The 16,198-nt window shown below is 61.8% G+C and carries 3 protein-coding genes; all 3 read right to left on the bottom strand.

What is annotated here, in order from left to right:
• Nucleotides 1-8,300, bottom strand: an 8,300-nt coding sequence (locus B8115_RS11690) for a non-ribosomal peptide synthetase (RefSeq protein WP_141638575.1), incomplete at its 3' end; no start/stop codon positions are given.
• 58 nt (nt 8,301-8,358) lie between these two features.
• Entirely contained in the window at nt 8,359-11,532 is a 3,174-nt protein-coding gene (locus B8115_RS11680; RefSeq protein ID WP_010627981.1) for an amino acid adenylation domain-containing protein, read from the bottom strand.
• Between the two features lie 25 nt (nt 11,533-11,557).
• Nucleotides 11,558-16,162 carry a condensation domain-containing protein gene (locus B8115_RS11675; protein WP_010627980.1) on the bottom strand — a complete coding sequence of 1,535 codons (4,605 nt, stop codon included), beginning with the start codon at nt 16,160-16,162 and terminating at the stop codon, nt 11,558-11,560.
• Nucleotides 16,163-16,198: the final 36 nt, after the last annotated feature.

The raw sequence follows: 16,198 nt of genomic DNA, 5'->3' as shown, positions 1-16,198 counted from the left end.
ACAAGTCTCTCCCAATAGGAGCGTTGCTCAGCCAACGCCTCCGATGTGGCGTAGTCGGCCAAAGCGCGCGCCCACTCATCTAGCGAGGTGGTTGCCGGTGGTAGGTCGATCGCATTCCCTGAACTTAACTGCGTGTAAGCCGCTTGCAGGTCGTCGAGAATCACGCGCCACGAGACGCCGTCTACCACTAGGTGGTGAGTCACTAGCAGCAGTCGCCCGCCGTGCTCGCCTCCCAGTTCCACCCAGATGGCACGGAACGGCCGCATCAGACTCAGGCTGCGCTGCGCAGCCTCGGCGGCCTGGGTGATGGCCTGCGCCGGATCCGCATGGTCGCTCAGGTCGAGGTGCTCGAAGAGGTCATCGGCTAGCTTGCCATAGGCTTGTTGCCAACTATCGCCAACGCGCTCAAAGCGCAGCCGTAAGGCGCCATGGTGATCGACCACTGCCTCAATGGCACGCCGTAGCAGCACGGTATCTACACTACCGTCTGCTTCCAGCATCAACGACTGATTCCAGTGGTGTGGCTCGGCAAAGTTCTGCTCAAAGAACCAGCGCTGTACCGGCAGCAGTGCGAAGGGGGCGACCTTATCTTGTACAGCCACTTGTTTAGGTGCGGCGACCGCTATGGGCGTGGCCATCGCCGCCACGGTGGCAACGGTCTGCCCTTCCATCAACTGCTTGGGCGTTACCTTGTAGCCACGCTTGCGCGAGCGCGCGACAATCTGCAGGCTGAGGATGGAGTCGCCACCCAGTTCAAAGAAGTTGTCATTACGCCCTACCTGTTCGCAGCCGATCACCTCAGCCCAGACCGCTGCCAGGGTCTCCTCTGCTTCTCCCTGGGGCGCCTCGAAGGCCTTATCCTTACCGGCTTGCACTGGCTCGGGTAGCGCCTTGCGATCCAGCTTGCCATTGGCGGTCAGCGGCAAGGCATCCAGTCGTACCATGGCACTGGGCACCATATAGTCCGGCACACGTTCGCCCAGTTGCGCGAGTAACGCGGCGTCATCCACGTCGCTCCCGGCAGCCATCACCACATAGGCATGCAGTTGCGCACGGCCTTCCTCGCTTTCCCGCGCGATCACTTCGGCTTCCAAGACACCCGACTGGTCGCGCAGCAGTGCAGCGATCTCGCTCGGCTCCACCCGATAGCCACGAATCTTGACTTGATCGTCCACTCGGCCCAGGAACTCCAGGCTACCGTCGGCCAGTTGACGCACACGGTCACCGCTGCGATAGAGCCGTTCCCCCGCATGGAAGGGGCTGGCGACGAAACGTTCCGCCGTTTGCCCCAGACGTTGCAGATAGCCTTGCGCCAGCCCTGGACCACCCAAGTAGAGCTCGCCGGCAACGCCCTTCGGCACCGGGTTGAGCCAGGGATCGAGCACGTAGGCCTGAGCATTGGCCAGCGGTGTGCCGATCGGCAGCGTGCTGGCAGCTCGATCGGCCACGTCGGCTTGCTGGGTGAGAATGCCTACCGTGGTTTCCGTGGGGCCGTAGTGATTGAGCACCTGGCAGGTTGGCTTGAGTTCGGCGATACGCGCCAGTAGCGCCCAGTCGGTCGCTTCGCCGCCCAGAATCAGACGCTCGTGCGGAAGTACATCGGCCGGGTTGGCGGCACTCAGCAGTGCCCGCAGGTGGCTCGGCACGATCTTCAGCACATCCACCTGCTGTTCCCGCATATAAGCCGCAAAGGCATCCGGGTCGAAGGCGCACTCGGGGGAAAGGAGGTGCAAGGTGCGCCCGGTGCACAAGGCACCAAACAGCACCGTATGTCCCAGGTCCGCCGCTACCGTCGAGACCATCGCCATGTTGCGGGCATCCTCTGGTAGCGCCAGCGCCTCCAGAACGCCCTGCACGTAATTGGCCAGGGCAGCGTGACTGACCGCCACCCCTTTGGGCTTGCCCGTGGAGCCAGAGGTATAGATCACATAGGCGGTCTGCTGGGGATGGATGACGGGCAGCTCAGACTCAACTGAGGCCGGCATGTTGTCGTCAAACGCCAGCGCCATGACCGGAACGTCACCGTTCCAGCTACACGTCATACTGCTCAGCATTAAGCGAGCGCCGCTGTCAGCCAGTTGGTAGGCCAAGCGCTCGCTCGGCAGCTGTGGATCCAGCGGCACGAAGGCCCCGCCCGCTTTGAGTACGGCGAGAATACCGAGTACGTACTCGCATGAACGCTCGGCGTGAATGGCAACACGCGCCCCAGGGCCAACGCCCTGTACGATGAGTGCCTGTGCCAGACGCTGGGCCTGGGAATCCAGTTCGGTATAGGTCAAGCGGCTAGCATCATCGCTCACCGCCGGGCCATCCGGCGATTCACGAACCATTCGCTGCCATAGAGTCAGTACGGTTGTTTCCTGCCACGACCTGTTCACCACCGGCAGGCCGAGTTCCGCGTCTTGCGAGTAGACGTCGCACAAGCGACTTTCTCGAGTGCTATTTTTCCATTGGAATTCACTCAGGAGAGATTCGAACTGATGTGCCAACAGGCCAACCGTTTCCTCGCTCAACGCGTCGGGGTCATACAAGTAATCCAGGCTAATTCCGCTACCTAGCTTGACGCGAAGTGTCAGAGGGTAGTGATTTCCGCTATCGCTCTGAATTGACGAAAACGACAATTGTCGTTTATCCGACTCGAGCAGAATCTCATCCACCGGGAAGTTCTCGAATACCACGATATTGTCGAACAACCCCTGGCTTCCATTGCCGGACCAGCGCTGAATTTCATAAAGCGGCGTATGTTCGTGTTCCCTCGACGCTAGATTTCCGACCTGCAGCTCACGCAACCAGTCACCCAAACGCATATCTGGTTTCAAGGATGTGATGACCGGCAAGGTATTGATGAACAGCCCCAAGATTTCATCGGCACCATCCAGGTCCGCGGGGCGGCCCGCGACCGTGGCGCCAAAGGTGACCGTCTGCTGGCCGGTAACACGACTCAGCAGCAAAGCCCAGGCGGCTTGTAGCAAGGTATTGAGCGTTACTCGCTCGTGACGCGCCACTTCTTGCAGCCAGTCGACATGCTGGCTATCTAGTTCGCTGCGATATATCCCAGGCTCCGTTGCCGAGCCGGTGGCAGCGGGCAAGGCTTCGACCAGGCGAGTCGGCTCTTCTACCTGTCCAAGCCGTTCACGCCAGAAGGATTCACTCGCCTCGACCTTGCGCTCTTCCAACCACTCGATGTAATCGCGATAGCGGCCGGCGCGTGCGGGCAAGGGAGAACCCTCATAATGCCGAATGACCTCTCCCAGCAATTGAGCGCCACTCCAGCCATCCAGCAGTAGGTGATGACTCGTCCAGATCAAGTGGTGACGTGTCTCGTCGACTTTCACCAAGGCCACACGCATCAAAGGTGGCTTGGTCAAATCCATAGCGCGATGTTGCTCCTGGGCCAGGTCGTCAAGCTCCACCTTCTGGCTCTCTCGAGCGTGCCAATCCGCCTCGAACCAGGGTAACTCGGCCCGTCTGGCAACCCACTGCAGCGGTGTATCGTCCTGACTCAGAAAACCGCTGCGTAGGATGTCGTGACGTTCCACCACCGCTTCCCAGGCCGACTTGAAGCGGCGTGGATCAAGGCCATCGATATCCACCCGCAACTGGTTGAGGTAAGCGCTTCCATGCACGTCGTATAAGCTATGGAACAGCATGCCCTGCTGCATCGGTGACAGCGGGTAGAGATCAGCCAGGTTGTCGAAATCGAGTGGCAGACGGTCCAGGCGTTTCTGGCTGATGGTCGCCAGCGGGAAATCCGAGGGCGTTGCCCCGTGTACGCCACTGGTACAGTGAGCTACCAGCGCCTCCAGCTCTCGTTGGAAACAATCGACCAGGGCCTGCACGGTGGCATGACGATAGCGCGCCTGGCTGAAGCGTAGGCTCAGCGTGAGTCGGCCGGCATAAACCTGGCCGTTGATCACCAGCTCGTGCTGCTGTGGAGCATCGTCATCGAAGCAGGTACCGGCGCTTTCCCGGGCAGGGCTCCAGAGCGCTGCGTCGTCGAAACTGCCGTCGAATTGCCCTAGGTAGTTGAACACCACTTGGGCCTTGGGCAGGGCATGCAGTGCTTGCTGCTGCCCAGTACTGCCCAGGTGCTTGAAGACTCCGTAGCCAAGCCCTTTGTGCGGAGTCTCACGCAAGCCCTCCTTGACGCGCTTCAACGCCTGCTCCAACTCCCCTTGGGGCGCGAGCACCACGGGGAACAGGCTGGTAAACCAGCCTACGCTGCGCGATAGGTCGATGCCCTCGAACAGGTCCTCGCGGCCATGACCTTCCAGGTCGATCAATATCCGTTCGTGACCGCTCCAAGCGCATAGCGCCCTGCCCAAGGCAGTCAGCAGGATATCGTTGACCTGGGTGCGGTAGGCCGTCGGCGCCGCCTTGAGCAGCGCCTCGGTACGGGCTTCGTCCAACTGCAGTTGGATACTGGTTTGCCAGGCACTGGTATTCTCACCGTCCGGTTCGTCGCAGGGTAGCTCAACGGGCACCCCGGCCAGACGCTGCCAATGGCCTAGTTCATCGCCATGGGTCTCGGCATAGCCTTGCAAGGCCCCGGCCCAATCCAGCAGGCTGCTGCTCTTTTCTGCCAGTTCGATGGCCTTCCCAGTCCGCACCTGGGAATAAGCCGCCCGTAGGTCTTCGAGCAGGATGCGCCACGACACGCCGTCCACCACCAGGTGATGAATGGCCAGCAGCAGTCGCCAGCTCCCGTCGTCCACCTCGATGGCCAGCGCTCGCAGCAATGGCCCTTCGCTAAGGTCCAGGCTTCGCTGAGCGCTCTCGCACAAGGCTTCGATCTCTGCGGCATCGCTGGCCTGGCGCACCCATAGCAGTTCCTGCTCCTGGACATCCGCCACTTCTGCATAATGCTGCCGCCAGGCACCGTCGACATCCTGCCAGTAACGCAGCCGCAGACTGTCATGATGCCGGACGAGCGCACTCAGCGCCTGCGACAACGCCGTTGTGTCGAGTGCCTCTCGACTATGCAGCAATACCGCCTGGTTCCAGTGGTGACGTGCCGGTATCGCCTGGGCAAAGAACTCAGCCTGGAACGGCAACAGCGGCACTTCGCCTTCGGCACTACCGAAGCTCGAGGCCAACGTCTCGCTCGTCGCCTCGGCCACCGCTGCCAATTCGGCCACGCTCTGACGTTCGAACAGTTGGCGGGGCGTAATCTTCCAGCCGGCCTGGAGAAGACGCGAGACGATCTGCAGGCTGAGAATCGAGTCGCCACCCAGCTCGAAGAAGTTATCGTGGCGGCCCACCCGTTCGACGCTCAATACTTCTGACCAAATTGCCGCTAACGCTTCTTCCATCTCGCCCTGCGGCGGCTCGTGGGCGTCGCCACCAGTGAACTCCGGCTCTGGCAGTGCCTTGCGGTCCACCTTGCCGTTGGGGCTCAGCGGCAGCGCTGCCAGCGGTACCACCAACCCCGGCACCATGTAGTCCGGTAGCTTTTGGCCCAGCGCTTCACGTAGTGAGCTAATATCGAGCTCACTATCGGCTTGGGGAACCACATAAGCGACTAGCCTAGAACCAACGGGGCCTTCTTGTGCCATCACCACCGCCTCGCGAACCTTCGGCTGAGAGAGCAGCTCGGCTTCAATCTCGCCAAGCTCGATACGCAGGCCGCGGATTTTCACTTGATGGTCTAGGCGGCCCAGGTACTCGAGCTGGCCGTCCTCACGCCAGCGCACCAGGTCGCCGGTGCGGTAGAGGCGTTCTCCCTCAATGAACGGGTCGGCGATAAACCGCTCTGAGGTAAGGTCTGGACGGTGTAGGTAGCCCCGTGCCAACCCAATGCCTCCGAGATAGAGCTCCCCGGCGACCCCGGGCGGTGTCAAATTAAGATCACCGTCCAGTACGTAAGTGCGGATACCGGCGATCGGTTGGCCAATCGCGACTTGGTTGCGCCCATCCTCTTGGCAGGTCCAGTGGGTAACGTCGATGGCGGCCTCGGTGGGGCCATAGAGGTTATAGAGCGCCGTGTGAGGCAGGCGGGCAAATACCTGATTCTGCAGCTCCGCCGGTAGCGCTTCGCCGCTGCATACCATGCGCGTCAGGCTGGTGCAGGCCTCGACGTCGCCGTGGGCCAGGAAGGCCTGCAGCATCGAGAGCACAAAGTGCAGTGTGGTGATCTTGTGGGTACGGATCAGCTCGACCAGTTGTGCCGGTTCGCGATGGGCGCCTGGTGGCGCCATCACCAGCCGCGCGCCCTGCATCAGCGGCCAGAAGAATTCCCACACCGAGACGTCGAAGCTGAACGGGGTCTTCTGCAGCACCGCATCGTCGGCCGTTAGCCGGTAGGCATCCTGCATCCACGCCAGGCGGTTGCTCAGCGCGCGATGGCGGTTGGCCGCACCCTTGGGTCGCCCGGTGGAGCCAGAGGTGTAGATAACATAGGCGAGGTGTTCGCCGTGCAGCGCCACTGCTGGATTGGTAGAAACGTGTTGTGCAATGTCCAGCTGATCCAACTCAACAATGCTCAGGCCATCGGTTATCGGCAGCGACGCGCGGAGATGCTGCTGGGTCAGCAGCAGCTCAATGCCACTGTCTTCGACCATATAAGCGAGCCGCTCTCTGGGGTAATCCGGATCCAGCGGCACATAGGCGCCGCCGGCCTTGAGGATGCCCAGCAGCCCCACCACCATCTCGATGGAGCGCTCAACAGCGATACCCACTCGGGTCTCGGGTCTTACACCTAGCCCGATCAAATAGTGGGCCAGCTGGTTGGCCCGGGCATTCAGCTCGGCGTAGCTGAGCGACTGATCGTCGAATACCAGTGCCTCGGCCTCTGGGGTTGCCGCGGCCTGGCGCTCGAACTCGTGGAAGATGGGCTCAATAGACTCACTCATCGCCTCGCGGCTACCCCAATCGAGCAGCAGGGCTTTCTCGGCATTACCAGGTAGTTCGATCGAGGAGAGTCGGGTATCTGGCTCCTCCAGCAGGATTCCCAGCACCTTCTGGTAATAACCAATCAGTCGCTGGATGGTCTGCTCCTCGAACAGGTCGGTATTGAACTCCAACGTACCAACCACTTGCTCCTGCTCGATAAGCATATCCAGGGATAGCTCAAATTTTGCACTCGTTTGTGGAATGTCGATCAGTGCAGCTGATGCCCCCTCCAACGCGAGCGCTTCGTCCTCTGACTTGAGCTGGAGACCGAACATGACCTGGAACAGCGGCTGCCGAGTCGGGTCTCGCCTAGCCTTCCGCTCTTCAAGCAATATCTCCAGTGGCATATCGGCATGGTCGAGAGAGCCCACCACATCTTTCTTGATTTGGCGACATACCTCGCCCAGGGACAGGTCCGGCTCCACTCTCGCCCGAAACGGAAGCGTGGTAATGAAAAAACCGACGACGTCTTGGAACGCCTCCTGCTGTCGGCCAGAGGATGGCACACCGATGGCAAAATCCTGCTGCCCACAATAGCGAGACAACAAGATTTGCCAGGCGGCGAACAGCGGCACGAAGGGTGTGAATCTTTCGCGCTGACAAAAGGCTTTCAGGGAGTTGGCGAGACGACCTTCCAGCACAAAACGTTGCGCATCGCCAGTGAACCCGAGCCGCTTGGGATAGGCATGATCCGTCGGGATATCCAGCGGGGGAACATCATCGCCAAGATGGTCGTTCCAGTACGCGAGCTCCTTGTGAAGGGCGCCCGTTGCCACTCTCTCCTGCTGCTGTCGCGCATAGTCGCCATACTGCACTGACAGGCTCGGAAGCTGAATATCTCCGTCCTGGTGCAAGGCCATGCGATAGGCATCGCTTAGATCGGACTCGATGATACGGTTGGACCAGGCATCCGAGATGATGTGGTGAAGACAGACGACCAGAACGTGTCGGCGCTCCTCCATCCTGATCAATCGAGCCATGAGCAGCGGTGGCTTGCCAAGATCGAAGACATGCTGCGCGACTTCCTCGATCGAACGCGCCAGCCTTTCGTCCTGCTTCGGCCCGTCCAGCCCAGTAAGGTCTTCCCTATCAAGGGAGAACGGAACATTGGAGAGTGGTATCTGCAGTGGTACGCCGTTGCGCTCGAAGAATCGCGTTCGCAGTACTCCATGGCGCTTGATCAACACTTGAAAGGCGCGCTCTAGCGCCCCAGCATCCACGCTTCCGGTTAGGCGATACGCGCGCGGCTGGTTATAGGCGGTAAGGTCCGGGGAGTAACGGTATAGGAACCAGAGCTGCTGCTGCGAGTATGACAGGGGGAACCCATTACCTTCTGAGGGCACACTGTCTCGCACCGCCGTTTCATTATCTGGTGCTGTCAGACCTGGTGAATGAACTGCTTCCTTCATGAATTACCCCTCTTCCTGAACCGTATTGCGAATGGTGTTATCGAACGGACTTGGCATCTCAGTGGGTATCGAGCTCGGCTAGCCCGCCTTCGCGCGCCTCCGAATCGCTCTCACGCAGCACACTCCCCAGCTCAGCAGCGGTGGGGTGGTCGAACACCACGCCGGGGGCTATCTCGACACCCAGTTGTTTACGGATACGGGCCACTAGCTTGATCACCAGCAGGGAGTGCCCGCCCAGCTCGAAGAAGTCTTGGTCGATGCCGATCTCCTCGCGCCCCAGCAACTCGGCCATCGACTGGCACAGGGCGGCCTCCACGGCGTCCCGCGGTTTCGTCAGCGGTCGTTGCTCACCTGCTTGGTGAGCAAGAGCGTCCAGCGCTTGGCTATCGACCTTGCCATTGCCCAAGCGGGGAAAATCCTCGACGTGGATAAAGCGAGAAGGATGCATGGGCTCGGGCAGGCGTGTGGCCAGCTGCTCGCGAAGCCGGGCCTGGCCTTCTGCGGACACGGCCTCGGCATCAGCCACCAGGAACGCCACGAGTTCCTGCCCGTTGCTGCCGCAACCGCTCAGACGCACCAGGCTCTGCTTGATCCCTGGTTGGGCTTGCAACACGCTTTCGATTTCCGCCGGTTCGATACGAAAACCGCGCCGCTTGATTTGGTCGTCGACTCGCCCGATAGGCCTTACGCCACCCTCAGGCAGCACGCACACCAGGTCGCCGGTGCGGTAGAGCCGTTCACCGGGCATGGCGGGATTTTCGACGAACGCTGCCGCATCGTGATTGAGATAGCCGCGGGCCAGTTGGGCGCCACCCAGATACAGCTCCCCTACGGCACCGGCAGGCGTTACTCCCAGGCCATCGTCCAGCACCCGACAGCGGCAGTTAGGCAACGCCTGGGTGAGTGGCAGAGGGCTGCCCATATCGTGAGACAGCGATACCGGGTGCACCAGGACGCCGACGGTCGCTTCCGTGGGGCCGTAATGGTTGTATAGCTGGATCTCGGACGAGAGCTGCGCGATGCGAGAAAGCAAGGCAGGAGAAGCCGCTTCACCGCCCAGTATCAGGGTGCTGGGCAGGCGCGGGGCGTCGCTCTCGAGCAAGGCCTCTAGATGAGACGGCACGATCTTGAGCGCATCGATGTCGGTCGCTGACATGAAACGCGCAAAGCCCTCTCCATCCTGCATGTCGTCAGGCCCGGCGATCACCAGGCGGGCACCATTGAACAAGGCGCCGAACAGTGCCGTATTGCCCAGGTCAGTGGCCAACGACCCCGTCAGTGCCCAGCGCTGGCATGTCGAGAGGTTCATGGCCCTGGTGGCAGCGGCCACATAATTGAGCAGTTGGGCGTGCTCGATCATCACGCCTTTTGGGGTGCCCGTGGAGCCTGAGGTATAGAGGAGATAGGCCACGTCACCCAGGCCTGGTTCTGGCAGTGATTCTGCGCTGTCGGTCTCTTCCACCGCTTGTGGCAAGCCCACGCAGGGGATGCCAGGAAGGGCGAACGCTGTGGATTCCGCCTCGGCATTTTCAGCGCTCACCACCAGCGCGGGCTGGGCATCCTCGAGCACCTGCCGTTTGCGGGCGGTGGGCCACTCAGGATCGAGCGGTAGATAAGCGGCACCGACACGCCATACGGCCAGTAGCAGCACGACGGCATGCGTGGAGCGCGGCAGGTCGAGTGCCACGTAGTCACCACGCTTGACGCCCTGGCTACCCAACCACCCCGCGATATCATTGACGCGGGCGTGTAGTTGGGCATAGCTCAGCGTGGTGCCCTGCTCTTCGATAGCGATGGCGTCAGGTGTTGCGTCCGCCCATGCGGCAATATGCGCCGCTACGCTGCGTTCACCAACATCGAGTGTGCCCCCCTCGAGCGCTGGCGCCTGCTGCTGATCAGGAAAAATAAGCGGTACCGAGCGTATCGTCTGCGCAGGGTCGGCCAGCCCTACCCTGAGCAACAACTGATACTGGTCCAGCAGGCACTCGGCGACCGCTCGGCTGTAGCATGAGGGGTCGGTGTAGAGCGTCGCCACTGCACCGTGCTCACTGCGGCCAATATGCAGGATGAGTTCGAATGGAGACGAGGGCCCAGGCAGCGCCCGCAAATGCCAGCGTACCTCCGCGGCATCGTGATCCCTCGCCTCGCTGGCAAGAGCGAACCCTGCTGCTAGGTGACGCTTATCGGATAGCGCATCCACCGGCCAGTACTCCTGGGCCTGTATGTGCGCTTCGAGTTGTTCGGATAGGCGCACGATCCAATCGGAGAAGCCGCGATCCATGACCCCGTCAACCAGCACCGGCAGGACTTTATCGAAGAGGCCAATCGCCCCCTGCATCACCTCGTAATCCTGCCGGCAGTCGTGCTGCCAACCGCCCAGCGCGCACTCGCTGCCGCTGATCCTGGCGAGTAACGCCCACCAAACCGCCTGCAGCACAGCCTCTGCGGATACCTGAAGCTCGTCGGCCAGGCCATCGATGCGCGCGACCAAGTCGGGTTCGAGTGCCCAGGCCACGTGCTCATACGCTGGGCTCGATGCAGGCTGGCCCAAGCGCCTGGCAGGCAGACGCCACGCCCCCGCTTGCTCAGCGCCTTGCTGATGCGCCTGCCAGTACTCACGCCCTTGTTGGGCGTCTTCGTCACTTTCGAGGGACGCACGCCATTCGATGAATTGGGAATACTGCAGCGCCGGCTCATCATCGGCGGCGCCGCCCAGGGCATAGGCATCCGGTAGCGCCGAGAACAGCGCTTGCAGACTGCCACGATCCGCTGCCAGCGCCGAGACTGCCAGGAGCAGTGCCCATGCGGTGTCACCGGTTCGCAGCAGTGCCGGGCGAAGCAGCTCGCCGTGCTCGACGGCCAGGGGGTGCTGGCGAAGCGCCTCGGCATGCTCGTCAAGCCGTGTTTCCTTATCATCGCGGCCGCGCAAGTCCTCGTGCAGCCACTCGATATCAGCAAGGGCGTCGAGTGCCTGATGCCTCAGCCCACGGTACCCCGCTACCTTGCAAAGCGCCGTTGACAGGGCTTCGTGCTGCAGCCTGAGATCGCTCAGTGTGCGCTCCAGCCGCGATACATCCAGCGCCCCCTCAATATCGATCGCCATGATGTGGACTTGCGGCGACGCCATCGCTGAGGCGTCACCTTCCTGGGTATCCAACGCCGTCAGCACCGCGCGCTGTTCAGGGCTCAGCGGCCAATGGGCCAGGTCCGGCCGTTCGGTTATCGCATTCATCGATTGACTCCCCATACCCGTGGCTTCATTGACCGACCAACTCGGCATCGGCGCTTGCCCCTTGGGTCTCTGCCAATGCCGAGCGCTGGTAGATATCTCCCATCGCCACCACGATCTTGCGTGGCCCTTCAAAGGGATCCCGGGCATGGGCCGCCAGCATGTTGTCGACCATCACGACATCGCCCTGGCGCCAGTCGAAGCGCACGGCACATGCTTCGTAGGCCTCGCCAACGATCTGCATGATCTCGTCACTGATGACGGAGCCATCGCCGAAGTAGACATTGCGCGGCAGACGCTCCTGGCCGACCAGGCCAAGCAGGTCGTCTCTCACGTCAGGCTCGAGACAGCTGACGTGGTGGAGCTGCACCTGATTGAAGAACACCCGGTCGCCGGTCACCGGATGCGTTACCACTGCTGGGCAGCGCGTGCGTGTCTGCAACTCATCGTCGCCAAACCACTGCCAGTCGATGCCCGCCTCTTCCAGCCGGGCCTCCACCTCCCCCTTGCTATCGGTCTTGAAGAAGTCCCGCCAGCTCACGTCCAGGTTGCGGGTGAAGGTGCGTACATAAAGCAGTTCCTTGCGCTCGAACGCCTCCACTACGTCGGCGGGCAGCTGGCGCAGCATCTCGCGACAGTCCACGATCGGGGTGGCCCCTCCAACAGCAGAGGGGTACTCGCAGAAGAACAGTTGTTTGCGCGGCCAGCGATCCAGATGCGAGCTTTCGTTGTGATAGAGAATCATCTGGCGCTCGGGATAAGGGGTAGAACGGTAGGTATTGCGCCCCCCTTCTTTCTTGGGAAGATCACCATAGTTGCCATATAAGCCCGGCTGAATCGCCTCGGCAAAGGCTTCGAAATCTTGGGGTGTCGTGAGGCGGAAATTACGGAAGAGTATGCCTGCGTGCTTACGTAAATGTTGCTCGATGACGTCGCGCTGTGACGTCGCCCACTCCACTGCATCAAGGTCCGCATCGGTTGCCTCGATCACGAGAGGGAAAACTCTTTTCTCATCGAGCAATAAGGTACGCACTGGCGCTTCCGCTTTGGAAGAGGTGCGTGCACTTGGTTGGGATTTAAGGCTGCCGAGCTTGTTGAGCTTGGCGCCTTTGGCAAGCTTGCTTTGCATAGCGTGTTTCTCCTTAACAGGTAGGCGAAACTCCTCAATGTGGCGGCTAGGGGCTTCCACGATCTGCGCCAGTAGCGACTGCCACGCCCCTGTCAGCTGCTCGATGGTGTCGTGTCGATAAAGGGCCGTGGCGTATACCCACTCGACCGAGAGCCCGGCGTCACGCTCTTCCACGAATAGCGCCATGTCGAACTTCGACTCCCGCCTGGGCTGGGGCATGACCTCGACCTCCAGCCCCGGAATGGAGAAGCGCTCGGTTGGCGTGTTTTGTAGTACGAAGAGGGTTTGTATCAGCGGTGAACGATCTCGCTCACGGGAGCTACCCGATAGCTCGACGATCCTGTCGAGCGGGACGTTTTGATGGTCGAAAGCATCCAGCACACTGGTCTGGACTTGTTCGAGCCAGTGGCAGAAATCGATCTGCTCATCCGTCAAGCGAGATCGCAGCGGGATTACATTGACGAAGAAACCAATCAGCGGCTCCACATCGGGATGCTGGCGGCCGGCGACATCGGTGCCCACCACCAGGTCTTGCTGCCGTGTCTGACGATGCATCATGAGCAGGAAACTCGCCAAGAGCAGGGTAAATAGCGTGGTGCCACGCTCTGCTGCGAGCCGATTCAACGACGCTGACAGCTCGGGACTTAGCTGCGTGCGGAAAGCCTTACCCGCATGCGATGCCTGGCTGGGCCTGGAGAAGTCGGATGGGAGTGTCGAGAGCGGCGGCGCACTCTTTAGATAACGCCGCCAGAAAGCCGCGCTTTTCTCGAACGCCTCTCCCGACAGGGCTTTCTCATGCCAAGCGGCATAGTCCACGTACTGTATGGGCAGCTCGGGAAGCTCGCTCTCTTTCTCATCGATCAGCGCCCGATAGGTCGTGACAAACTCTTTGATAAAGACGGCTTCCGACCAACCGTCGAAGACAATGTGGTGGATGACCAGTATCAGGCCGTGGTCCTGGTCGCCAAAACGTAGCAGGCACGCTTTTATAAGGGGCCCCGTAGCCAGGTCAAACGCACTGCTCGCATACTCCGCAAACATTTCCTGCCGATATCGCTGCTGCTCATGCTCCGACAGGCCACGGCAATCCAGAACGGGCAGATCGACGATCAGTCGATCTTCGATGACCGCAATGGGCTCGCCGTGCTCGTTCTGCGGATAGCGTGTACGCAAGATTTCATGCCGTGCCACGATAGCATTGAGGGTGTTCTGCAAGACATCCAGGCACAGCTCTCCTTTCAGGGAAAACAGTGCAGGCAAATTGTAGGCGGCACGTTCTTGGTCACGGGTCTGACTCGCCAAGCGATCCACCAGCCAGAGCCGACGCTGGGCAGGTGCCAAAGGTAGCGCGTTGTGCCGCGGAATGGGCACCAGCGCATCCCGGTGGGGCATCCCGCTGCTCGCCATCGAGCGCGTTGCGAAGCGTTCGATCTCTTCACTCTGAGCGTCAAGATACGGCGTCTCCATCAGGACTCGAGTCGGGAAATCGATCTGCCAGCACTCACTGATACGTCCCGCCAGCTGCACCGCCGCAAGTGAGTTACCCCCGCTGGCGAAGAAGTGGGCATCGCTTGCCAACGGCTTGTCGTCGTCAATTTTCAACACCTGGCGCCAGAGCTTTGCCAGGGTGCGCTGCGTTTCATTCTCGGCCGTGGTTTCGGCAGCGTGCCCAGACGCTGTCGGGCCAGCGGGTGGGTCTCCTTCCTCGCCATCGTCGCTACCGCTGACGAAGTAGCCGAAGGCGTGAATAGCGTAGGCATCCAGGCTGCCGGCCTCCCAGCCCTGGCGGCAGGCACTGCGCTGCAGCTTGCCGCTGGTAGTCTTGGGCAGGCCGCCGGGATTGAGCAGCACGGCGACTGCCAGGGGCTCGTGGCAGGCGGTTCCTACCGCCTCGCTCAGGGCATCGATCAGCTTCTCGGCGGGCACCAGCTTCTGCATGCCGCGGGAGATTTCCGTCGCCACGCCGATCCCTTCATCCCCCTCCGGCGTGGTGACGGCAAAGGCCGCTACCCGCCCCTTGCGCACCGCTTCCACCTCGGCTTCGATGCCGCACTCGATGTCCTGGGGGTAGACGTTATGGCCGCGCAGGATGATCAAGTCCTTGATACGCCCAGCGATGTACAGCTGCCCGTCATGCAGGAAGCCCAGGTCGCCGGTGCGCAGCCAGCGCCCCACACTGCCGCCGGCGTCTTGCTCACCGTCAGCGGATTGCCAATTCACCCCATCGCGGCTGACGAAGGTGTGTGCCGTTGCCACGCTGTTCTGCCAATAGCCCAGGGCCACGCTGGGCCCATGCACCCAGATCTCGCCCACCTCGCCCGCCGGCAGGGAGTGGTGGCCCTGGGGGTCGACGATATCGATCCTGTGGTCGGGTGGCGGCGTGCCGCAGCCTACCAGGGTGTTGCCCTCCGCCGCGGGGCTGGCTTGCCCCTGCGCCAGCGACGACTGGGAAAACGCCGTACCCACCACGCCAGTATCGCGTGGGTTGCACGTTACCAGCAGCGTGGCTTCGGCCAGCCCATAGCAGGGGGCAGCCGTGTCGGCGGCGAAGCCCGCCGGGCGGAAGCGCTCGATGAAGCCGGTAAAGGTCGCGTGGCGCACCGGCTCGGCGCCCGAGAACGCCACTCGCCAACTGGAGAGGTCCAGCGCGGCGAGCTGGTCGTCGCGAATGCGCTCGAGGCATAGGCGGTAGGCGAAGTCGGGGCCGCCGCTGACGGTGCCACGGTGGCGGGAGATCGCCTCCAGCCAGCGCACCGGGCGCTGAAGAAAGAAGGTCGGGCTCATCAGCACGGCGGGAATGCCGCGATAGATGGGTTGCAGCAAGCCGCCGATCAGGCCCATGTCGTGATACAGCGGCAGCCAGCTGACGAAGACATCATCGGCACCGATCGAGAACCCCGAGGCAATGGCCCGCTCATTGGCCATCAGGTTGCCATGGCTGACCATCACCCCCTTGGGCGTGGCCGTGGAGCCCGAGGTGTATTGCAGGAAGGCCACGTCGCCCCGCTGCGGGCGATGCTCGCGCCACTGGTCGGCGCGGGACTCGTCCACGGCATCCACCGGGATCAGCTCGGTGCTAACGAAGCCCTCGCCGGCCGATGCCAGTACATCGATGATCGCCGCCGAGGTCAGCACGCAGGCGGCCTGGGAGTCGGCGGCGATGGCCAGCAGGCGTGCCAGGTGCTGCTGTTTGGCCGATTCCGGGGGGAACACCGGCACGGCGATCACCCCGGCATACAGGCAGGCGAAGAACGCCACCACGTAGTGCTCGTCGTTGTCGAGCAGGATCAGGGCACGCTCGCCCGCCGGGAACCGCTGCTGGAGCTCGCTGGCCAGGGTACGCGAACGCCGCTCCAGGGTGGCGTAGTCGAGGGTGATCTCGCCTTGGGCGCTGACCACGATCAAGGCACTATCGGTGGGCCGCTCGCTGGCCAGCCTTGACAAGTGCTCGACGAAGTCACGGGGGTGATCGGTGCTGGGTGCGGCGGTGTGTGCTGCGTTCATATGCGTACCTACTGAAAGTCAGACCCGGGGATGGCG

This window comes from Halomonas sp. KM-1 (assembly GCF_000246875.1).
Taxonomy (GTDB): Bacteria; Pseudomonadota; Gammaproteobacteria; order Pseudomonadales; family Halomonadaceae; genus Halomonas; species Halomonas aerodenitrificans.
This window is presented reverse-complemented; position numbering and strand designations above follow the sequence as displayed.